This window comes from Pseudomonas koreensis (assembly GCF_036668835.1).
Classification (GTDB): domain Bacteria; phylum Pseudomonadota; class Gammaproteobacteria; order Pseudomonadales; family Pseudomonadaceae; genus Aquipseudomonas; species Aquipseudomonas koreensis_I.
This window is the reverse complement of the sequence record NZ_JAZEVW010000003.1, coordinates 641,150-662,567: the sequence shown is the minus strand read 5'-3', so window position 1 is coordinate 662,567 and position 21,418 is coordinate 641,150. Positions and strand designations below refer to the sequence as shown.

Here is a 21,418-nt window from a genome sequence, read left to right as displayed (position 1 = left end):
CAACAGAGATCGGGGGTAACTTCGCTAGTTCTGTGGAAAGCGCGCGGGGCTGGGGAAAAGACCTCGTTCATGAGCCTCTTACTGCAGAAAGGCTTCATTTGATCAAAATATGATCACATCCTTGTAGGCCTTGTTCCATAGGGCTTTCAGCGGACGGCGAACATGTTGTCCACAGAAGCGCCAACAGAGATTGGGGGCAAGTTTTCGCAGGGTCTTGTAGAAAAACCTCTGAAAATCCGTAGGTTACGCTGATTACTTTCTGATCATCGCGCTGGAAGGCTTGATTGGCGTGGGTTGCAGGGAATGGCGAACACGTTATCCACAGATCCGCCAACAGGGATTGTGGGTAAGCAGCCTACCCTCACCCCAGCCCCCTCCCAAAGGGAGAGGGAGCCGACCGAGTCGACACGTAAAGGTACATCGAATAGAACGATCGAGGCGGTCTCAGGTTTGGCCAAACCAAGGCCACCGCAACGTCGCAGGTCGATGTAATTGGCCAATTCACCACGGTAGGTCCCCTCTCCCTCCGGGAGAGGGTTAGGGTGAGGGGCTTTTCAGCGGACCACACCCTCTTCGATCAGCAACTTGAGAATGGCTTCGGCACCAGCCTGCGCAGTTACACCTTTGAGCACCTGTCCACCGCCACCACTGGCCTTCGCCGTAGCGGCCTTCATCCGGTCTGCACCGCTCTTGGCCTTGATCACTTTCAGGCGTTTGGGCCGTGGCTTGGCCGGTTGCAGCGTGGCGACGGCCAGAAGCTGGTCCTCCACCACCTCGACATCATCAGCCTGTAACTCGCCACGTCGTGCCGGGCCATAAGCACTTTGCCGAGGCTTCGGCGCAGCGTTATCCACAGTCGCCAGAAACGGCAGCTTCACCTTCAAGCGTCGCCGCTGGCCGCGTGGCAACGCTTGCAGCACCAGCGCCGAGCCCTCGTTGATCGACTCGACCTGCGCCAGCCCGACCACCAATGGCCAGCCCAGCCCTTCAGCCAGCAGAAACGGCAACATTCCCGAACCTTCGCCGGTTTCCGCCTGGCTGCCAGCCAGCACGACCTGCGCACCCGCTTCGCGCAGGTACGCCGTCAGCGCCGGCAGCGCATCGGCGCCAGCCGGTTGTTCCAGCACATGCATCTGCTCAAGGCCCATGCCCAGATAAGCGCGCAGGGCCGGTTCGGCAATGTCGCCAGCGTGCAGCACTTGCAGGTTATCCCCAGCCAGTTGCAGGCCCAGTTCGACCGCGCGGGCATCCTGTTCGGCGCGACGTGGCCGGCCCGAGGTCGGGTGGGCGCCGATCGAAACCAGACTGATAACGTTCGTGTTCATAGGGTTTCCTTAAGCCGCATCGCGCTTGGCTTCGTTGCGGTAAGCGGCGACCGCTTCGATCAATGCTTGCAGTATCTCTGCGCTTTCGCCGATCACCGAGAGGTCGGCACGCTTGATCATGTCGCATCCCGGATCAAGATTGATTGCCACGACCTTGTCGCAGGCACCGATGCCTTGCAGATGCTGGATCGCCCCCGAGATCCCCACTGCGACATACACCCGCGCCGTGACCCAGGTGCCCGACGCGCCGACTTGCCGATCACGGGCCATGAAGCCATCGTCCACGGCGACCCGCGACGCGCCTTCGGTGGCTCCGAGTACGGCGGCGGTTTCGTGGAACAGCGCCCAGTCCTTCACGCCGTTGCCACCGGAAAAAATGAATTCGGCTTCGGCCATCGGGATCGCTCCCGGGTCCACCGCCACCGCCCCGAGATCGTCGATCCGCGACAGGCTGCGCGCCACGCTTGTGGATAACTCCACGGGCAAGGCCTCATGACGGGTTTCGCTGACCGGCTCGGCGCACTCGGCCGCCGCCAGAATCAACCGCGCGACCGGACGGGCGAGGTCTTGCAGCCCGGCGCCAGCGCGGCCGATGCATTCCTGGTCTTTGACTTGCCAGACCCGCGTTGCCGGGCGTTCGCCCAATGCTGCAGCAAAGCGTCGGCCGAGTTCACCTCCACCGCTGCGACTGTCAGGCAGCAGCCAGTGGCGCGGGTTGAACTGGTTATCCACAGCCCGCAGCCCTTGCACCCGTTGTTCCGGTGCATAACCGCTGAATTCGTCGCCTTCGAGCACCAGCAAGCGATCAACGCCCGCCGTGGCGAAAGCGCTTTCCTTATGCTCGCCAAACACCACCGCCAACACTGCACCGTCCGTACCCGCCAATTGATGGGCAAGACCCAACAAGTCGCGGTCGTGGCTGCTGAGGCGGCCGCCGACCATGTCCGGCACTACGCTGATGTAGAACGCGGGCGCTGGCACCTGATGCAATGGCAGCTGCACTTCAACCGTGGCCGAACGCTTGACCGCCCCGCCCTGCTGCGCGCCACTGCGGTCAATGCGTTTGATGCCGTTGGGGCCGATAAAACCGATACCGTGCAGATTCTTGCGAATGACGCCGTTAGGCCCCATCCAGCTGTGTTGCGCCGGTTGCATGGCCGCGTGCAACGGATGCAGACGGTTGCGCGCGATCCATTCGGCGCGCGGGTCGCGGCGGATAATGTCGCTCATCAATGCACCTCCGCAGGTTCACGTTTGGCCGGTGTCGCCGGTTTGCTCGGCGCGGCGTCTTCGAGCAGCGCGTCCGCGACCAGTTCGGCAATGTCCTTGATCAGCGGACGCGGTTCGACCACGCCTTCGAGCATCGCCGTGCACTGTGGACAACCCACGGCCACCAGTTCGGCGCCGGTCTCGCGGATGTCGTCCATGCGCATATCAGGAATGCGCTGCTTGCCCGGAATGTCAGTGATCGGCGCGCCGCCCCCACCACCGCAGCAACGCGAGCGAAAACCGGACCGTTGCATCTCTTTGACTTCGATGCCGAGCGCACGCAGCACTTCACGCGGGGCTTCGTACTCGCCGTTATAGCGGCCCAGGTAGCACGGGTCGTGATAGGTCACGCTGTTGCCTTTGTGCTGGCCGAGGTTGAGTGCACCAGCCTGAATGATCTCGGCCATGTAGGTGCTGTGGTGCTGCACCAGATAGTTGCCGTCGAAAGCGCCGTACTCGTTTTTCAACACATGGAAACTGTGCGGATCGCAGGTGACGATGCGGTTGAAGCTATATTTGGCCAAGGTCTGGATATTGCGCTTGGCGAGCAATTGGAACGTCGCTTCGTCGCCGAGCCGCCGCGCCACATCACCGCTGTCGCGTTCTTCGAGGCCGAGCACGGCAAAGTCGATTTTCGCCGCTTTCAGTACTTTGACGAAGGCACGCAGGGTGCGCTGGTTGCGCATGTCGAAAGCGCCGTCGCCGACCCAGAACAGCACGTCGGTGGTTTTTTTCTCGCTGAGCAGATTGAGGTTCAGATCCGCGGCCCAGTTCATCCGCCCGCCCGGTGCGAACCCGCCTGGGTTATCGGTGGCGATGAGGTTTTCGAGGACTTCGGCACCCTTGTTCGGCGTCGCACCTTTTTCCAGAGTCAGATGACGGCGCATGTCGACGATCGCATCGACATGTTCGATCATCATCGGGCATTCCTCGACGCAGGCGCGGCAGGTGGTGCACGACCACAGGGTTTCGGCATCGACCAGACCGTTGACGATCGGTTGATGCGGATTGCCACCGTGTTCGCCTATGGGTTTGCCGGGATACGGACTACCCGCGAATTTGGCATCGGTGCCGCCCGCGAGACCGACGACCATGTCCTGAATCAGTTTTTTCGGGTTCAGCGGCTGGCCGGCGGCGAACGCCGGGCACGCCGCTTCGCATTTGCCGCACTGCACGCACGCATCAAAACCGAGCAACTGGTTCCAGGTGAAATCCCTGGGTGTTTCCACGCCCAGCGGTGCGTCTGGATTGCTCAAATCCAGCGCTTTCAAACCAGTGGAGCGACCACCGCCAAAACGTTCCGGGCGACGGTGCCAGGCCAGGTGCAGCGCGCCGGCGAAGGCGTGCTTCATCGGCCCACCCCAGGTCATGCCGAAGAACAGTTCCGACACGCCCCACAGCACACCGACACCGAGAATGGCGGCGAGCACCCAACCGCCGAAGTTCTCCGGCAGGATCCCCGCCACCGGCAAGGTCACCAGAAAGAACGACGCCGAGAACGCGAGCAGGCTTTTCGGCAGGCGCATCCACGGGCCTTTCGACAGGCGCGCTGGCGGGTTGCGCCGACGCAGGTACATGAAGATCGCGCCGACGAACATCACCGCCGACATCAGCAACAAGGCGTAACCGAGGAGGCGGTGATGCAGGCCGAAGCCGTGCACCAGAATCGCCAGCACAATCGACGCCACCGCACCGCCCGCCGTGGCGACGTGGGTGTTGGCGATGTATTTGTCCCGCGCCACGACGTGGTGCAGGTCGACCATGTAGCGCTTGGGCATGGCCAGCAGACCGCCGAGCAGATCGACCTTCGCCCCCCGGCCACGACGCCACATGTTCATCCGCCGCAACGCGCCGAGGACAGCAAGGCCCAGGGCTGCGAACAACAGGATTGGAAGAAGGGTGTTCAACATCAGAGTCACCTCTGGCGAGCGGCAAGCTGCGAGCTACAAGCGGCAAGAAAGAGCAGCATGGACCGGCTGTGCTTTTACTTGCAGCTTGCAGCTTGTGGCTTGCAGCTGAGCCGTCAAAAATCCTTACAGAGCCGAAGTGCGTCGTAAATGGCGGCGTGGGTGTTGCGCTGTGCCACGCAGTCGCCGATGCGGAACAGCAAGTAGCCGTCGCCCGCCTCGCTCAGCGAAGGTTGCGGCTGGATCGCGAACAACGCTTCGACGTCGATCTGGCCCTTGTTGCGCGAACCCTCTTTGAGCGCGTAGTAGATTTCCTCATCCGGACGCACGCCATTTTCGACGACCACCTGATCGACCACCCGCTCCTCTTTCGCGCCGGTGTACTCGTTCTCCAGCACCGCCACCAGCTTGTCGCCTTCGCGGTAGACCTTCTCCAGCATCATGTCGCCGGTCATGATCACTTCTTTCGGGTACATGCTGCGGTAGTAGGTCGGGAACGACGTACCGCCGATGGCCACGCCCGGTTTGATGTCGTCGGTGACGATCTCGACCTGGCTGCCCTTGTCGGCGAGGAAGTCGGCGACCGACATCCCGGTGAACTCGCAAATGGTGTCGTAGACCAGCACGTTCTTGCCCGGCGCGACCTTCCCGTCGAGCACGTCCCAGCTGCTGACCACCAGCCCTTCAGCGGCGCCCCAGTGCTCGTTCTGCTCAAGGTACGGATGCCCGCCGACTGCCAGCACCACTACGTCTGGACGCAGGTCCATGATGGTGTCGGCATCCGCCGCCGTACCGAGACGCAGATCGACTTTCAAGCGCGCCAGTTCCAGCTGGAACCAGCGGGTGATGCCGGCGATCTGGTCGCGCTGCGGTGCTTTCGACGCGGTGGTGATCTGCCCGCCGATAAAGTCTTTTTTCTCGAACAGGGTCACATCATGGCCACGCTCGGCGGCAACGCGCGCTGCTTCCATCCCGGCCGGGCCGGCGCCGACGATCACAACCTTGCGTTTCGGCCCGGTGGATTTCTCGATAATGTGCGGCACGCCCATGTATTCACGAGACGTCGCGGCGTTCTGGATGCACAGCACGTCCAGACCCTGATACTGACGGTCGATGCAATAGTTGGCACCGACGCACTGTTTGATCTGGTCGATCTGGCCCATCTTGATCTTGGCGATCAGGTGCGGGTCGGCGATGTGCGCGCGGGTCATGCCGACCATGTCGACGTAACCGCCTTCAAGGATGCGCGTAGCCTGGTTCGGGTCCTTGATGTTCTGCGCGTGCAGCACCGGCACCTTGACCACTTCCTTGATCCCGGCAGCCAAGTGCAGGAACGGCTCCGGTGGATAACTCATGTTCGGAATGACGTTCGCCAGGGTGTTGTGGGTGTCGCAACCCGAGCCAACCACGCCGATGAAGTCGAGCATGCCGGTGTCGTCGTAATACTTGGCGATCTGCTTCATGTCCTCGTGGGACAAGCCGTCCGGGTGGAACTCGTCACCGCACAGGCGCATGCCCACGCAGAAATCGTCACCGACCTCGGCGCGCACGGCTTTGAGCACTTCCAGACCGAACTTCATCCGCCCTTCGAAGCTGCCGCCCCACTCGTCGGTACGCTTGTTGACGCGCGGGCTCCAGAACTGGTCGATCATGTGCTGGTGCACGGCCGACAATTCGACACCGTCGAGACCGCCGGCCTTGGCCCGGCGCGCGGCCTGGGCGTAGTTGCCGATCACCCGCCAGATCTCTTCCGGCTCGATGGTCTTGCAGGTAGCGCGGTGCACCGGCTCACGAATGCCCGATGGCGACATCAAGGTCGGCCAGTTGAAACCGTCCCAGCGCGAGCGACGGCCCATGTGGGTAATCTGGATCATGATCTTGGCGCCATGCTTGTGCATGGCGTCGGCCAGATTCTGGAAGTGCGGAATGATCCGGTCGGTGGACAGGTTGACCGAACTCCACCATTCCTGCGGGCTGTCGATGGCGACCACGGACGAGCCGCCGCAGATGGCCAGGCCGATGCCGCCCTTGGCTTTCTCTTCGTAGTATTTGACGTAGCGGTCGGTGGTCATGCCACCGTCAGTCGCGTAGACCTCGGCGTGCGCAGTGCTGAGCACGCGGTTGCGGATGGTCAGTTTGCCGATCTGGATCGGCTGGAACATTGCTTCGAAAGCCATTTCACGGTCCTCGGCTTACAACGGCTTGACGGTGAACAAGCCGTCATCGTGGCCCTCTTCGGAGCCTCCGTAGACTTGTTCGGCCACTGTGCGAATCTTGCTGCCACGGGCTTCGAGGATCTGGTCCATCGCGCCGGCAAACCAGCCGGTGAACATGTAGTCGACCTTGCGCCCGACCTTGCCGTAGACGTAGACGAACGCCGAGTGCTCGAGCTTGACGCTGGCAGTGCCTTTATCGAGGTCGATGTCCTGGATCTTGAACAGGCCCCAGCCGCGTTGCGACAGGCGTTTCATGTAGTGTTCGAACACCGCAACGCCTTCCAGTCCGTGGCATTCAGCTTCTTTTTCGCACCAGTGCCAGGCAGACTTGTAGCCGGCCTTGTAGAGGATTTCGGCGTAGGCGTCAGCGCCGAGCACTTCCTCGATGCCCATGTGGTTGTTGACGAAAAAGTGGCGCGGCACATACAGCATTGGCAAGGCGTCGGAGGTCCAGACACCGGTCTCGCTGTCGACTTCGATAGGCAATTGCGGGGCGATCTTGGCCATGGAAACTTAACTCCAGAAAAATGATGGTTCAGTGTTGGCCGCGGCCCTCACCCCAGCCCTCTCCCTCAGGAGAGGGGGCAGATCGGCGGCGGTCTTGAGAAAGCGTTATTCGCCCCAGACGTTCTTAAGAACGTTGACCCAGTTCTCGCCCATGATCTTGCGCACCACGCGCTCGGAATGGCCGCGTTTGAGCAGGGTTTCGGTGAGGTTGGGGAATTCGCCGACGGTGCGAATGCCCAGCGGGTTGATGATCTTGCCGAAGCTGGTCAGGCGGCGGGCGTAGCCCTTGTCGTGGGTCAGGTATTCGAAGAAGTCCTGGCCATGGCCTTGAGTGAAATCGGTGCCGATGCCGATCGCGTCCTCGCCGACGATGTTCATGGTGTATTCGATCGCTTCGGCGTAGTCGTCGATGGTCGAATCGATGCCCTTGGCGAGGAACGGCGCAAACATGGTCACGCCGACGAAGCCGCCATGGTCGGCGATGAATTTGAGTTCTGCATCGGACTTGTTGCGCGGGTGCTCTTTGAGACCCGACGGCAGACAGTGCGAGTAGCACACCGGTTTTTTCGATTCGAGGATGACTTCTTCCGAAGTCTTGGAACCGACGTGAGACAGGTCGCACATGACGCCGACGCGGTTCATTTCGGCGACGATCTCGCGGCCGAAACCCGACAGCCCTCCGTCACGCTCGTAGCAACCGGTGCCGACCAGGTTCTGGGTGTTGTAGCACATCTGCACGATGCCAACGCCGAGCTGCTTGAACACCTCGACATAGCCGATCTGGTCTTCGAAGGCGTGGGCATTCTGGAAGCCGAAGAGGATGCCGGTCTTGCCCTGCTCCTTGGCGCGCCGGATGTCGGCGGTGGTGCGCACTGGCATCACCAGGTCGCTGTTCTCGCGGATCAGCTTCTGGCTGGCGGCGATGTTGTTCACGGTCGCCTGAAAGCCTTCCCACACCGACACAGTGCAGTTGGCCGCCGTCAGACCGCCCTTGCGCATGTCTTCGAACAGCTCGCGGTTCCATTTGGCAATGATCAGACCGTCGATAACGATGCTGTCGGCGTGTAATTCCGCTGGGCTCATCAGGCGTCCCCTTATTGGCAATTCGTGCGCCGAATCTTCTGCCGGCGCTTTGGGGCCAGCATATGCCTAGGTGTCGGGGCGACCGGGTGCAAAAACGACAGGGGAATTGCCGAAAGCGTCAATCCGCGACAAACGGGACGACCTTTTTCCAGAAAGTGCAGTTCATTCCACTAAAGGCTTCGGGAAGAGGCTAGACCTTCGCCTAGCAGTACCATATCCGAACGGAAACACGCCCCATAACAGACGCTTTTATACGAATTACACTCGGAATAACATCGTGCGACAATGTCGAAACCGAAGCGATCAAAAACTGATCATGAAAGAACATAAATTTCCTCCCAAAACTGAAATCACGGAAGAAAAATCATACTATGATTAAGAAAAGTGGAGGTGGCGCCGCCACCAATAGCGGTATAGATTTCCAGCAACGCACTGCGGCATTTTTCACGCTGTCAATGGCACTCGACCTAGACTGCAGTAGAATTCTGGATCGAAATGATATAACAAAAATCGTTAAAGTTTCATTCGAGTCAGATGACGCAATCGATGACATAGTACTTACTCACGACAAATCCAAAAGCTACCTACAGGTTAAAAGAAAACTTTCTTTGTCCGATAACAAACAATCAGAATTCTACAAAACCATAGAGCAATTTGTAAGACAAAATAAAATATCTCAAAATAAAGAAGATTGTTTTTGCATTGCCACAAGCAGAGACTCCTCAAGAAAAATTCTTTCAGAATTAAAAAAACTGACTAAGTCCGCTCGACTCGCTCAGGACAACCTATCAAGCAGTCCTTTATCACAGAGCGAACATGCGGTCTTAGGAACAGTCTACAAATGTATCAATAAGGCATACGACGACAATAACCTAAAGCACCCAACAGATTTAGACAGAGAAAATCTTTTAGCAAAGATGCACATCATTGAACTCGATATCGAAAGCGGTGGGGCTTACGAAAATGCATTTTTAATATCTATCGCCACCCAACTCTCCACAAATCCAGATTTAGTCTGGAATATGCTTATATCCAAAACGCTTGACTGGTCAAAAAAACGTTCATCATTAGACGTTACCGGCATCAGATCCCAACTAAGCCAATTTATTAGTAGCAACCTCAACGAACCGGAACATCTTAAAGAAACAGAAGACTTTTTCAAGCTCGTTTTCGACCCAAACAACTACAGGATATGTTCAGGTAGAGAAGTACTGCTAATCAAGATGCTCGAAGAAGATGAGCACGTCACCCTGATATCTTTCGCCCGATTTGATGACAATGGAAAACCATATCTAAAATTTCATGACAGCTGTATCGAGTTAGGAGATGGCTCCACTCGAAAACTATATGGTCGATTTTCGACATTCAAAGGTGCCGAAAGATACCTCCTAGACAACAAAGACAAAAACAGCAAACTACTTATAGTAGAAACTGAAGACCAACATGACTTCGACAGCGACCAGATCGCCATTATTTATTCTGAGAAAGTCAGAAATAAAATGCTTGAAAATACCGAGCTTTCAAAGTGCATGCACTGTGGCTTAGGTCTTTCGCAAGATGCACTAAATGTAGAAATTGACGAGGAATACATTCCATTTGATGTGGGTCTGATTCACAAGGAATGCCAAAGAGCATCAGACCGAGTACTTGGCCGCTCAACAAATCCCGGTATGGAAAAGCATCCTGAACTAAAAGATTTCGATTACAAAAAGTGGTTTTCCTTGTTAACAAAAAGCCAGTCACTTTGGGCAAGCTACTCAAACCTGAACGAGCCGATAAAAAACATACTCTGGAACTCAAGCGCAGCATTTACACAAAAAGGAAACTTCTGCATTAAAGTTAGCCTTGCTGACGGCTCGATCAAATTTATATTGCAACGCGGAAAAGTTCATAGATTCACATCTGAAAACGCTGATGCTGCATGTGCTAATTTCAAGAGAATGCTCACAGAGGCCAAAAGAAAGAGAAACCCTCTTTGCTACTCTGAAAACGGAGAAATGTTCGCCACGAGAGATCAAATACTGGAGCATTCACGCTCATCTTTTGACGCTATAGATTGCACAGGTTTCGAAAAAACAACTTACACTCGTGGAATCTCAACATTTTACGACACATGCGAAAATTTTTACGCCCCTCTAATAGCACTAACAACACCTAAAGAAAAGCACATCCTATTTAATGAAACACTTTTCCTAATTACCAACCCAATGAAACTTGGAGCCTTCTTAAGCAACTGGAATTCAATAGGCTTCGACCCATCGCCTTACAGAATAAAAATAATAGAAACAGACTTCCAATTCGATGAACTGCTAATGTCGCTAATCACACAAAATCAAAAAATCCTAGTAGACCCATTATTCAATAGTGACACCTCCCTTGCGAGAGGATCTGAAGTTATGGAAATGGAGACATTCAAATTATCAAACGCAAAATTCGTACTGCATTTATTCTCTAACAAAGACGAACCAACGCAAACAATAATACTGAAAAACCAACACAGAGATCTAAGTTTTTTACTTTCTAGCGAGTGCAAAGTCACTCAGTGCGAATGCTTCGGCTGCCAGACTATAGGACTAATGACGAAACTTCATGGGAAGGACAATATCACTACTCATCAGACTGGCCCTATCAGTTCGGCTGTTGTCATTGATGAAGCAGCGATTGCTGTCGATGAAGACGTCTTATTCAGCCTAGTAATCAACTGGGCGCCTTGGGAGCTAAAAATCCAAGATGCCGTGTAGAGCAAATCAAACATTAACAAATGTGCCTTTTGGTAAAGGCACATACAACTACCTTGAAGCCTCCCATACCCGTGCCAAGCACAAAGGGCTGTAGGAAGGGGGTTACTATTGACTGGGAGTCAACTCCCAACTATTTTCTCTGATCCCCTACAAATGGGCACTCCCACTATCATGGGCTTTTGCCTACCCGTTAAATCCGCTGTGCTGAATGTAGAGCAATATAATGAAATCGATCTTCCTGGCTTTGGCACTCATTGCGACTGGCGTCCACGCCGCCGAAGAATCCGAGAACAACCCGTGCGACGCGGTGGAAAACGACATCCAGACCCTGGAATGCTCGGCCTACAGCCGCACTACGGCCGAAGACCTGCTCAAGGACAACTACGCCAGCCTCAACGAACGCATGCAGACTGCGTACGGCAAAAACCCGACGCAGCTGGCGGACATCACCGCCAAGTTGAAGACCGCACAGCAGCAATGGTTGAAGACCCGGGATGCGGATTGCGCGGTGGAAGCGTTCCCCGCTACGGCGGGAAGCAAAGCGTTCACCATTGCGCAGAACGATTGTGTGGCACGGATGAGTGATGAACGGTCGGAGTTTTTGGAGTCGATCGGGCAGGAATAACCATAGAAAGGATAAATCAGTGATTCCTCATGAAGTGGTCAGCCAAATGGTTGACGGCGCGACATCCATCCGCGCCTGGCGCGAACATCTCAATCTGACTCAGGAAGAGGTGGCGAAGCGCATGGGCATTTCGCAACCGGCATTTGCAGAGCAGGAAACAGTCGCCAAGCCACGCAAGGCCACCCGCGAGAAAATTGCCGCCGCGTTCGGTATTACAGCCAGTCAGCTCGAGCTTTAGGCTGCCCTCTATTCAAAGGAATTCCCATGAACATCTGCGGCATTGAAATCAAAGGCAGCGAAGCGATCATCGCCGTGGCTGCGCTCGACGGTTCGACTCTGAGCCACGTCCCTCTCACCACGAAAAAGATTGCGCTTGATGACGATGACGAGGCGGCGAACGTGCGGCGATTCGCGGCGCAGGTGGCGTCGTTTGTGCGTGAGCATTCCATCGACCGGATCGCGATCAAGAAGCGCAGCAAGAAGGGTGAGTTTGCCGGTGGGCCGACCACGTTCAAGATTGAGGGGGTTATTCAGCTGCTGGAAAGTTGCGAGGTGACGTTGTTGTCGCCGCAGACCCTTAATGCGCAGAACAAGAAATTTGACTTTGCCCTGCCGGAGACGCTGAACAAGTACCAGCATGAAGCGTTCAAAGCCGCCTGTTCAATGTTGATGAAAAGCCGGTAGCGGTGTCCACCTGTAATTTCTGACAGTAGACGGGAACTTTGAATGACGTAAGCATAGGTCTGGCTTCCAATCAAGATGCTCCAGACCCATGATGAGCGCTTCGACGACCAACATTCATCACAATACCCCCCTTCTCCGGGGGAGCGATCCGCGTGGCCTGACCGTCAGGACGGTGGCTTATGAGCGTCGTGATTCTGGTCCCGCTCAGGCACGCATCTCTCGCCAGGAGTTCGATGCACACGGACGCTTGAGTTCACAATGGGATTCCAGGCTTCTGGAAAGCGGGAGGGGGCCGAACCTTTCGACCATTTTCACGTTGTCGGCCCAACCAATACTCACGAGAAGCGTTGATAGCGGCTGGCGTTTGCTGCTTCTGGGCCCCGCCCATCAACTCCTGCGTGCGTGGGATGGTCGTCATAGTCAGCAACAGATCACGTACGACGGACTGCTGCGCCGAACTGAAGTGACGGAATACCTTGAAAATGAAGTGCCCTGTGTGACCGAGCGACTGACCTATGCCGATAGTCGCCCCGAACATGTTCGACACAATCAATGCGGTCAACTGATCAGCCAATTTGATTCAGCAGGACATCTTGAGATCGCGGAGTTCGATATACAGGGTCAACGACTGAGCGAAACCAGAAGATTCTTGCGCGACTTGCAGACACCAGACTGGTCATCCGACCCGGATGAAAACACCACAAGGCTCGAAATTGAACCAAACATCACTCGCAAGAGATACAACGCTCTGGGTGCCGTACTGAATCAGACCGATGCGCGAAACAACCAGCAGATAAGGCTCTACGGCGTCGCAGGACAACTTCAAAAGGTTCAGCTAAGACGCCCGGATCTACCCGTCAAGACATTGCTTAGCCACATCACTTACAGCGCATCAGGCAAGGTAGAAAAGGAGACGACAGGTAACGGCGTACAGACGACTCGCCTGTATGAACCCGAATCCGGCCGATTGATTCAATACACTGTCGCGGGTCCGGATCACAACTTTCAAAATCTTTTCTATCGCTACGACCGAGTCGGCAATATCTGCGAAATTCAGGACCTGGCACAACCGAAGCGTCACTTCCGAAACCAGCGGACTGCGGCTGTCAATACGTTCAAATACGACACCCGCTATCAACTGATCGAAGCCACAGGTCGCGAATCCGTACCCAATGCTCAGGGGCCGGCCCTTCCCGAATTGCATAAACCGACTATCGATCCCACTCGAATGGGTAACTACAAGCAGACATTTACCTACGACCCGGCGGGAAACCTGAAGACCCTTTGCCATGCAGGAAGTCACCCCTACACCGTTGAAATGGCCATTGATCCCGCAAGCAATCGCAGCGTGAAAAAACCTGACGTGGGTGAACCTGATTTCGCGGGCAGCTTCGACAGTAATGGCAACCTGCTGATGTTGTCGCCAGGGGCGGAAAAAATGCGATGGGACGCCCGTAACAGACTGAGTGAAGTCATTCAGGTCGCCCGTCGACAAAACCAGAACGACACTGAATCCTATTGGTATGACAGCGACGGCCAACGATTACGCAAAGTCATACATAGCAGGACCAGCGCCTTGATGCGAACAGTCGAAGTTCGTTTTTTGCCGGGACTGGATATTCATTACGGCCCTGACGGAGAAACCCGTCATGTGGTCAATATCGAAGCGAGCCACAGCCGGGTTCAGTCGCTTCACTGGCTCACTGACCCGCCGGAAGGCATGGCTAACAATCAGATTCGCTACAACCTGGTTGACAATCAAGGTTCCTGCACTCTTGAGCTGGACGAAGATGCAAGCTTGCTGACGCAAGAGGGCTATTACGCGTTTGGCGGTACGGCGTGGTGGGCTGCCCGCAGTGACGTCGAGTCCAGGCACAAAAGTATTCACTACAGTGGTAAAACACGGGATAGCAGCGGGCTGATCTACTACGGGTATCGATACTACGCCCCTTGGCTGTTCCGCTGGATTAATCCTGACCCTGAGGGGGCGGTCGACGGCCTGAACCATTTCCGGTTTTGTAGAAACAATCCCATTACCTACAGAGACTTCACAGGGGAGCAATCGGTCATCAATGGCGATGGACCGGACGATATCAAGTTGCCGAGCGATATGACCCCCGAGCAAGTCGAGACTATTCAATTATCCAAAGGCAAAGGGCCGATGTTAACGGGAACAATTGTGCGTCAGATCAGCCTGCCCAAACAGTTCAAGCTTGATGACATGAGCCGCGAAGCGTTCAAAAATGCGGGTCCTGGAACCGCCTTTACGGCGATCGCCAATGTCTACACGGGAGATATTTACCTTTCCCCACTGGAGTCAAACGCTCGTAGCATGCCACCCACCAATCGAACCCGAACCGAATCCTTCGTTACCCACATTCGCTTGGGCAAAGTACCTAACCCGCCAATTGCGCATCAGGGCGGTGGCGAGAACCCAAGTCATACTCAGTTGGCTCAACGTGTAGGTCTTGATCAAAAAGACGCTGTTGGTTTCGCCTTGAGCAGCGGTCTGAACCGCGGCATCTACAACATGACCTTCATGTCACGGTCCAGCCAAAACACTCCGCTTGTCGATGATGACTCGAATGACCGATTGAGTTATGTCGATCAAAAAGATCTGCAGAAATATAAATTCGTGACGGAAGGCAGCGGCGGAGTCCTCACCCGGACGCATCAAGTCAGCCTGCTGCCACCTATGTGGGGGAATGCCATTTATGGCTACTTGTCGGGAGAGTTGGGGGAAGACAATCATGACCAGAGCCCCAACGTGTTTGCCAGCAAAACGCGCTCCGAACCGATAGCGTTTGCGCCGCCACCGCCACCGCCGCTTCCAATGTCGATGGTACAGATACCGCGTCAGTCATTACGTCCTCGGGTGGTGCATTAGAAAAAAGCTTCTCCGGCACGCCTCAGGATATCGAGGGGCCGCACGCGGGCCGAAGCCTAGGCTTGCGCAGCCGTTCCTCGGCGGTCCTGCCGCGGGCAGCGGGCGAATTTTGCGCGGTAGCTGCGGGTGAAATACGACGGTGATTCAAAGCCACAGGCGATGCTGACTTCAAGCACGCTCATGTCGGTCTGGCGCAGTAGCTGCCGGGCCTTTTCCAGGCGCAGGCGCAGGTAGAAGTTGCTCGGTGTGTCATTCAGATGCAGCCGAAACAAACGCTCAAGCTGCCGCCGGGTCACCTTGATCAACTCCGCCAGTTGCAGCGTGGTAAGCGGTGGTTCGCTGTGCTGCTCCATCTCGCCAATCACTTGCACCAGCTTCTTGTTGCTGATGCCGTAGCGCGTCGCGACTTCCATGCGCTGGTGGTCCTTGCGTGGGCGGATGCGCCCCAGCACGAATTGTTCGCTGACCTGAATCGCCAGTTGCGGGCCGTGGGCCTGGGCGATCAGGTCGAGCATCAAGTCGATAGAAGCCGTGCCACCGGCAGAGGTGATCCGCCGCCGGTCGATCTCGAACAGCTCCTGGGTCACGCTGAGCTGTGGATAAGATTCCTTGAAGGCATCGATCGCCTCCCAGTGCAGCGTCAGGCGATGGCCGTCGAGCAGGCCAGCTTCGGCGAGGACGAAACTGCCGGTGTCGATACCACCGAGCGTCACACCGTCGTTGTCCAGCCGACGCAACCAGTGCTCCAGCGTCGGCGTGATGAACTTCATCGGTTCGAACCCGGCCACCACCAGCAAGGTCGCGCCCTTCTTCAACGATTCCAGCGCGGCATCGGCGTTGACCGACATGCCATTGCTCGCCAGCACTGGCCCGCCATCGGCGCTGAGCACATGCCAGCGGTACAACTCGCCGCGAAAGCGGTTGGCCACGCGCAACGGTTCGATCGCGGAGATAAAGCCGATGGCGGAGAACCCCGGCATCAGCAAAAAGTAGAAATCCTGGGACATGGGCGCACTCGGTTGGCGGACGCGTGGCTCGTTGATACGCCGATTATCGGCGGCGTTCAAGCGTGCAGGTCGCTACAGTGCAAATGCCAGTCGCCGCAGTGCGCTTTCACGGGTGCATAGCTGCGTAACTTGGCCTCACCGGCGCGCAGATGCCGGAAACCACAATAATCGAACTGCCGAGGAACCCGACATGAAACGACTGATCAGCAGCTGCGTTCTTGCACTCAGCGGTACCGCTTTTTTGAGCACCGGCGTCATGGCGGCCGAACCGGCGTCCTGCAAGAACGTGCGCATGGGCGTGGTCAACTGGACCGATGTGATCGCCACCAGTGCCATGACCCAGGTCCTGCTCGACGGCCTCGGCTACAGCACCAAACAGACCAGCGCCTCCCAGCAGATCATCTTCGCCGGGATCCGCGATCAGCGCCTGGACCTGTTCCTCGGTTACTGGAACCCGCTGATGACCCAGACCATCACCCCGTTCGTCGACGCTAATCAAGTCAAAGTTCTGGAGGCACCAAGCCTGAAAGACGCCCGCGCGACCCTCGCGGTGCCGACTTATCTGGCTGACAAGGGTCTGAAGACCTTTGCCGACATCGCCAAATTTCACAAGGAACTGGGCGGCAAGATCTATGGCATCGAGCCGGGCTCAGGGGCCAATACGCAGATCAAGGCAATGATCGCCAAGAACCAGTTCGGCCTCGGCAAGTTCCAGCTGGTGGAATCGAGCGAGGCCGGCATGCTCGCCGCCGTCGATCGCGCGGTGCGCCGCAAGGAAGCCGTGGTGTTCTTCGGCTGGGCGCCGCACCCGATGAACGTCAACATTCAGATGACTTATCTGACCGGTAGCGAAGACGCCCTCGGCCCGAACGAAGGCATGGCCACGGTGTGGACAGTGACCGCGCCGAAATACCCCGAGCAGTGCCCGAACATCGGCCGCCTGCTGACCAACCTGACCTTCACCGCCGAAGACGAGAGCCGGATGATGCAGCCGCTGCTCGATCATAAAGACGCCTTCGAATCGGCGAAGCAATGGCTCAAGGATCACCCTGAAGACAAGCAGCGCTGGCTCGAAGGTGTGACCACGTTCGATGGCAAACCGGCCGCTGAAAACCTCCAACTGACCAGCAAATAACCCCCACCCTCTCATCTCGGGAGAGGGAACCGGACGAAGCTTCGCAGCCCCGATAAGGGCTGCGGACAGACCCATCACGCCTGAAGGAAACCGCACCATGAACCACGACGTCATCATCACCTGCGCACTCACCGGTGCTGGCGACACGACCGCCAAGAGCCCGCACGTGCCGGTCACCCCGAAACAGATTGCCGCCGCCGCCGTCGAAGCCGCCAAGGCCGGCGCCACCGTCGTGCACTGCCATGTGCGCGATCCCCAGACCGGGAAGTTCAGCCGTGACGTCGCGCTGTACCGCGAAGTGATGGAGCGCATCCGCGAAGCGGACGTCGACATCATCGTCAACCTCACGGCCGGCATGGGCGGTGATCTGGAAATCGGCGCTGGTGAAAACCCGATGGAGTTCGGCCCGAACACCGATCTGGTCGGCCCGCTGACCCGACTGGCTCACGTCGAAGCGCTGCTGCCGGAGATCTGCACCCTTGATTGCGGCACCCTGAATTTCGGCGACGGCGACACCATTTACGTGTCCACGCCGGCACAACTGCGTGCCGGGGCCAAGCGCATTACCCAACTGGGCGTGAAGGCTGAGCTGGAGATTTTCGACACCGGTCACCTGTGGTTCGCCAAGCAACTGATCAAGGAAGGCTTGCTCGACAACCCGTTGTTCCAGCTGTGCCTGGGCATCCCGTGGGGCGCGCCGGCCGACACCACCACCATGAAAGCCATGGTCGACAACCTGCCCGCCGACGCGGTCTGGGCCGGTTTCGGCATCGGCCGCATGCAGATGCCGATGGCGGCGCAAGCGGTGCTGCTGGGCGGCAACGTGCGGGTCGGCCTTGAAGACAACCTGTGGCTGGACAAGGGCGTGCTGGCAACCAACGGCCAACTGGTGGAGCGCGCCACTGAAATCCTAAGCCGCCTCGGTGCCCGCGTGCTGACCCCGGCTGAAGGTCGCAAAAAGATGGGCCTGACCCAGCGCGGCTAACCCGAACTCACCTCAAAACCCTGTGGGAGCGAGCTTGCTCGCGAAGAGGCCGGTACATCCGAAGCATCTTCATCAGCAGTGCCACCGAATTCGCGAGCAAGCTCGCTCCCACAGGGATCTTCAAAACCTTCAGGAATTCGCCATGAGTTTTATCACCGAAATCAAAACCTTCGCCGCCCTCGGCAGCGGTGTCATCGGCAGTGGCTGGGTCGCCCGCGCCCTCGCCCACGGTCTCGACGTGGTGGCTTGGGACCCGGCGCCCGGCGCTGAAGCGGCGCTGCGCAAACGCGTGGCCAATGCCTGGGGGGCGCTGGAGAAAAACGGCCTGGCGCCAGGCGCTTCACAGGATCGGCTGCGTTTTGTCGCGACCATCGAGGAATGCGTGCGCGACGCCGATTTCATCCAGGAAAGCGCCCCCGAGCGGCTGGAACTGAAACTCGATCTGCACAGCAAGATCAGCGCAGCGGCCAAACCCGATGCGCTGATCGGTTCGAGTACCTCGGGCCTGCTGCCGAGCGAGTTCTACGAGAGTTCGACCCACCCCGAGCGCTGCGTGGTTGGGCATCCGTTCAACCCGGTGTATCTGCTGCCATTGGTAGAAGTGGTGGGCGGCAAGAACACCGCGCCCGAGGCCGTTCAGGCGGCGATGCAAGTCTACGAATCCCTCGGCATGCGTCCGTTGCACGTGCGCAAGGAGGTGCCGGGGTTCATCGCCGACCGTTTGCTCGAAGCGCTGTGGCGCGAAGCGTTGCACCTGGTCAACGACGGCGTGGCGACCACCGGCGAGATCGACGATGCGATCCGCTTTGGCGCCGGGTTGCGCTGGTCATTCATGGGGACGTTCCTGACCTACACCCTGGCCGGGGGTGATGCCGGAATGCGCCACTTCATGTCGCAATTCGGCCCGGCATTGCAGTTGCCATGGACGTATCTGCCAGCGCCGGAACTGACTGACAAGTTGATTGATGATGTGGTTGATGGCACCAGTGATCAGCTCGGACGCCACAGCATTTCGGCGCTGGAGCGCTATCGTGATGATTGTTTGCTGGCGGTGCTTGAGGCGGTGAAGACCACCAAGGAAAAGCATGGAATGAGTTTCAGCGAGTAATGCGTATGTCATGGCACCGCTGCCCTCACCCTAACCCTCTCCCGGAGGGAGAGGGGACTGACCGAGGTGTTTTTGCAAGCTACGCCGACTTGCACCACTGCGTCGAACTCTGGACTTGAAAAGCTCGAAAATCGGCTCCCTTTCCCCCTCTCCCCCTCGGGGGAGAGGGCTGGGGTGAGGGGGTAGCTCTTGATCTTGACGACCCGTCCACTGCCGGAACCCAAACCATGCCCCACCTCACCACCTACCAAACCAGAATCATCCCCGACTGGGTCGACTACAACGGCCACCTGCGCGATGCCTTCTACCTGCTGATCTTCAGCTACGCCACCGACGCGTTGATGGACCGTCTGGGCATGGACAGCAACGACCGCGAAGCCAGCGGCCACTCGCTGTTCACCCTCGAGCTGCACCTCAATTACCTGCACGAAGTGAAGCTCGATACCGAAGTGCAAGTGCGCACCCAGATCATCGGCCACGACAACAAACGCCTGCACCTCTACCACAGCCTGCACAAGGTCGGTGATGCCCAGGAACTGGCCGGCAACGAACAGATGCTGTTGCACGTCAACCTCGCCGGCCCGCGCTCGGCGCCGTTCAGTGCCGACACCTTGAGTCGCCTGCAAAACATCGTCGCCGAACAGCAGGACCTCGCCGCTCCCACTTACATCGGCCGCGTGATCGCGCTGCCGCCAGCCCGGTAAACCCCTCGACCATCAGGAGCTGCCATGCACACCGCTGCCGCTGTTGCCGATTTCCGTACTTATCCGTTGATCAGCGCGCTGAGCGGCGTGCAGGGTCTGGCGGATCGCGTTGTCCTCAAGTGGGCTGACGGCCGTGTCAGCCCGTTTCACCATGTGTGGCTGCGGGACAACTGCCCTTGCCAGCAGTGCGTCTACAGCGTGACTCGAGAGCAGGTTTTCGAGATTGTCGATGCGCCTGACGAGCTGCAACCGAGCGCCGCCTACGTTGACACCGAAGGCTGCCTGCGCATCGATTGGCAGGACGGCCACCTCAGCCGTTTCGATCCAGGCTGGTTGCGTGCTCACGCCTACGACGATCAGTCCCGCACCGAACGACTCGCCGCGAAACCCAAGCCTTTTCTTTGGCTTGGCGACCTGCAGTTGCCGGTGTTCGAATATTCAGCGCTGACGAACGACAACGCCGCCCTGTTGCAGTGGTTGCTCGCCGTGCGCGACATCGGCCTGACGCAAGTGCGCGGCGTGCCTACCGAGCCCGGTTCGCTGAAACTCGTCGCGCAGCGGATTTCCTTCATTCGCGAAAGCAATTTCGGTGTGCTGTTCAACGTGCAATCCAAAGCGGACGCCGACAGCAACGCCTACACCGCTTTCAACCTGCCGCTGCACACCGACCTGCCCACCCGCGAGTTGCAACCGGGGCTGCAGTTTCTGCATTGTCTGGTGAATGACGCTGAGGGTGGCGAAAGTATCTTTATCGACGGCTTCGCGATTGCCGACACGTTGCGCCAGGAAGATCCGCCGCTGTTTCAAGCGCTCTGCGATATCCCGGTGGAGTTTCGCAACAAGGACCGTCACAGCGACTACCGCTGCCTGGCGCCGATCATTGCCCTGGATGCGTTGGGGCGGGTCGCGGAGATTCGCATGGCGAACTTCTTGCGCGGGGCATTTGAGACGTCGGTGGAGCAGATGCCGTTGCTGTATCGCGCCTATCGGCGGTTTATCGCCATGACCCGCGAGCCACGGTTTCGGCTGACGCAGCGGCTCAATCCAGGTGAGCTGTGGTGCTTCGATAACCGGCGCACGCTTCACGCCCGCAATGCGTTCGACCCGGCCAGCGGGGCGCGGCATTTTCAGGGCTGCTATGTCGACCGGGATGAGCTGTTGTCGCGGATTCTGGTGTTGCAACGCTAGACCGCGTCATCGTTCTTCGCGAGCAGGCTCGCTCCCACATTCAACCG

Annotated in this window: 16 protein-coding genes and 1 pseudogene; 10 read left to right on the top strand and 7 right to left on the bottom strand. The window is 57.7% G+C overall.

The window, feature by feature from the left end; translation table 11 throughout:
• Positions 1–554: 554 nt before the first annotated feature.
• The 6 genes from V6F91_RS12240 to V6F91_RS12215 form a co-directional block, all read right to left on the bottom strand.
• Entirely contained in the window at positions 555–1,325 is a 771-nt protein-coding gene (locus V6F91_RS12240; protein ID WP_332764693.1) for an electron transfer flavoprotein subunit beta, read from the bottom strand.
• A 9-nt stretch (positions 1,326–1,334) separates the two neighbouring features.
• Complete coding sequence (locus tag V6F91_RS12235) at positions 1,335–2,555, bottom strand: electron transfer flavoprotein subunit alpha/FixB family protein (protein WP_332764691.1); 1,221 nt, start codon at positions 2,553–2,555, stop codon at positions 1,335–1,337.
• Entirely contained in the window at positions 2,555–4,504 is a 1,950-nt protein-coding gene (gene dgcB, locus V6F91_RS12230; protein WP_332764689.1) for a dimethylglycine demethylation protein DgcB, read from the bottom strand. Before dgcB ends, V6F91_RS12235 begins: the two co-directional genes overlap by 1 nt.
• 113 nt (positions 4,505–4,617) lie before the next feature.
• On the bottom strand, positions 4,618–6,678 hold the full coding sequence (dgcA, locus tag V6F91_RS12225) for a dimethylglycine demethylation protein DgcA (RefSeq protein WP_332764687.1): 2,061 nt from the start codon (positions 6,676–6,678) through the stop codon (positions 4,618–4,620).
• A gap of 15 nt (positions 6,679–6,693) precedes the next feature.
• Positions 6,694–7,224: a DUF5943 domain-containing protein gene (locus tag V6F91_RS12220; RefSeq protein ID WP_005792152.1), complete on the bottom strand. Its 531-nt coding sequence runs from the start codon at positions 7,222–7,224 to the stop codon at positions 6,694–6,696.
• Between the two features lie 105 nt (positions 7,225–7,329).
• The gene (locus tag V6F91_RS12215) at positions 7,330–8,307 is read right to left on the bottom strand and encodes a dipeptidase (RefSeq protein ID WP_090286988.1); all 978 of its coding nucleotides are present in this window, start codon (positions 8,305–8,307) and stop codon (positions 7,330–7,332) included.
• A gap of 371 nt (positions 8,308–8,678) precedes the next feature.
• Here V6F91_RS12215 and V6F91_RS12210 point away from each other — a divergent pair, with 371 nt between their 5' ends.
• The 5 genes and pseudogenes from V6F91_RS12210 (at position 8,679) to V6F91_RS12190 (ending at position 15,244) form a co-directional block, all read left to right on the top strand.
• Positions 8,679–11,048 (top strand): hypothetical protein, encoded by a 2,370-nt coding sequence (locus tag V6F91_RS12210; protein WP_332764683.1) that lies wholly within the window; start codon positions 8,679–8,681, stop codon positions 11,046–11,048.
• Between the two features lie 223 nt (positions 11,049–11,271).
• The gene (locus V6F91_RS12205) at positions 11,272–11,673 is read left to right on the top strand and encodes a lysozyme inhibitor LprI family protein (RefSeq protein ID WP_332764681.1); all 402 of its coding nucleotides are present in this window, start codon (positions 11,272–11,274) and stop codon (positions 11,671–11,673) included.
• A gap of 10 nt (positions 11,674–11,683) precedes the next feature.
• Positions 11,684–11,911 (top strand): annotated as a pseudogene (locus V6F91_RS12200) (helix-turn-helix domain-containing protein); the annotation flags it as partial.
• A 26-nt stretch (positions 11,912–11,937) separates the two neighbouring features.
• Positions 11,938–12,357, top strand: a complete 420-nt coding sequence (locus tag V6F91_RS12195; protein ID WP_332764679.1) for a DUF3010 family protein — start codon at positions 11,938–11,940, stop codon at positions 12,355–12,357.
• Between the two features lie 88 nt (positions 12,358–12,445).
• Complete coding sequence (locus tag V6F91_RS12190; protein ID WP_332764677.1) at positions 12,446–15,244, top strand: RHS repeat-associated core domain-containing protein; 2,799 nt, start codon at positions 12,446–12,448, stop codon at positions 15,242–15,244.
• A 56-nt stretch (positions 15,245–15,300) separates the two neighbouring features.
• Here V6F91_RS12190 and V6F91_RS12185 read toward each other — a convergent pair whose 3' ends face one another.
• Complete coding sequence (locus V6F91_RS12185) at positions 15,301–16,251, bottom strand: GlxA family transcriptional regulator (protein WP_332764675.1); 951 nt, start codon at positions 16,249–16,251, stop codon at positions 15,301–15,303.
• Between the two features lie 190 nt (positions 16,252–16,441).
• On the opposite strand from V6F91_RS12185, the gene V6F91_RS12180 reads away from it, so the two are divergent.
• From V6F91_RS12180 to V6F91_RS12160, 5 genes are all read left to right on the top strand, one after another.
• Positions 16,442–17,386 (top strand): choline ABC transporter substrate-binding protein, encoded by a 945-nt coding sequence (locus tag V6F91_RS12180; RefSeq protein WP_332764673.1) that lies wholly within the window; start codon positions 16,442–16,444, stop codon positions 17,384–17,386.
• A gap of 97 nt (positions 17,387–17,483) precedes the next feature.
• A complete protein-coding gene (locus tag V6F91_RS12175) occupies positions 17,484–18,371 on the top strand; it encodes a 3-keto-5-aminohexanoate cleavage protein (RefSeq protein ID WP_332764671.1) in 888 nt (295 codons plus the stop codon).
• A gap of 142 nt (positions 18,372–18,513) precedes the next feature.
• Positions 18,514–19,479, top strand: coding sequence for an L-carnitine dehydrogenase (locus V6F91_RS12170; protein WP_332764669.1), 966 nt, complete (start codon positions 18,514–18,516; stop codon positions 19,477–19,479).
• A 227-nt stretch (positions 19,480–19,706) separates the two neighbouring features.
• A complete protein-coding gene (locus tag V6F91_RS12165; protein ID WP_332764667.1) occupies positions 19,707–20,183 on the top strand; it encodes a thioesterase family protein in 477 nt (158 codons plus the stop codon).
• Positions 20,184–20,207: 24 nt separating this feature from the next.
• The gene (locus V6F91_RS12160; protein WP_332764665.1) at positions 20,208–21,371 is read left to right on the top strand and encodes a gamma-butyrobetaine dioxygenase; all 1,164 of its coding nucleotides are present in this window, start codon (positions 20,208–20,210) and stop codon (positions 21,369–21,371) included.
• The last annotated feature ends 47 nt before the right edge of the window (positions 21,372–21,418 follow it).

What these genes read in the sequence shown, in the direction of transcription:
- V6F91_RS12160 (WP_332764665.1), top strand. Translation starts at nt 20,208, where the DNA reads ATGCACACCGCTGCCGCTGTTGCCGATTTCCGTACTTATCCGTTGATC.
- V6F91_RS12170 (WP_332764669.1), top strand. Translation starts at nt 18,514, where the DNA reads ATGAGTTTTATCACCGAAATCAAAACCTTCGCCGCCCTCGGCAGCGGT.
- V6F91_RS12220 (WP_005792152.1), bottom strand. Translation starts at nt 7,224, where the DNA reads ATGGCCAAGATCGCCCCGCAATTGCCTATCGAAGTCGACAGCGAGACC.
- V6F91_RS12180 (WP_332764673.1), top strand. Translation starts at nt 16,442, where the DNA reads ATGAAACGACTGATCAGCAGCTGCGTTCTTGCACTCAGCGGTACCGCT.
- V6F91_RS12190 (WP_332764677.1), top strand. Translation starts at nt 12,446, where the DNA reads ATGATGAGCGCTTCGACGACCAACATTCATCACAATACCCCCCTTCTC.
- V6F91_RS12215 (WP_090286988.1), bottom strand. Translation starts at nt 8,307, where the DNA reads ATGAGCCCAGCGGAATTACACGCCGACAGCATCGTTATCGACGGTCTG.
- V6F91_RS12195 (WP_332764679.1), top strand. Translation starts at nt 11,938, where the DNA reads ATGAACATCTGCGGCATTGAAATCAAAGGCAGCGAAGCGATCATCGCC.
- V6F91_RS12210 (WP_332764683.1), top strand. Translation starts at nt 8,679, where the DNA reads ATGATTAAGAAAAGTGGAGGTGGCGCCGCCACCAATAGCGGTATAGAT.
- V6F91_RS12165 (WP_332764667.1), top strand. Translation starts at nt 19,707, where the DNA reads ATGCCCCACCTCACCACCTACCAAACCAGAATCATCCCCGACTGGGTC.
- V6F91_RS12205 (WP_332764681.1), top strand. Translation starts at nt 11,272, where the DNA reads ATGAAATCGATCTTCCTGGCTTTGGCACTCATTGCGACTGGCGTCCAC.
- dgcB (WP_332764689.1), bottom strand. Translation starts at nt 4,504, where the DNA reads ATGTTGAACACCCTTCTTCCAATCCTGTTGTTCGCAGCCCTGGGCCTT.
- V6F91_RS12175 (WP_332764671.1), top strand. Translation starts at nt 17,484, where the DNA reads ATGAACCACGACGTCATCATCACCTGCGCACTCACCGGTGCTGGCGAC.
- V6F91_RS12185 (WP_332764675.1), bottom strand. Translation starts at nt 16,251, where the DNA reads ATGTCCCAGGATTTCTACTTTTTGCTGATGCCGGGGTTCTCCGCCATC.
- dgcA (WP_332764687.1), bottom strand. Translation starts at nt 6,678, where the DNA reads ATGGCTTTCGAAGCAATGTTCCAGCCGATCCAGATCGGCAAACTGACC.
- V6F91_RS12235 (WP_332764691.1), bottom strand. Translation starts at nt 2,555, where the DNA reads ATGAGCGACATTATCCGCCGCGACCCGCGCGCCGAATGGATCGCGCGC.
- V6F91_RS12240 (WP_332764693.1), bottom strand. Translation starts at nt 1,325, where the DNA reads ATGAACACGAACGTTATCAGTCTGGTTTCGATCGGCGCCCACCCGACC.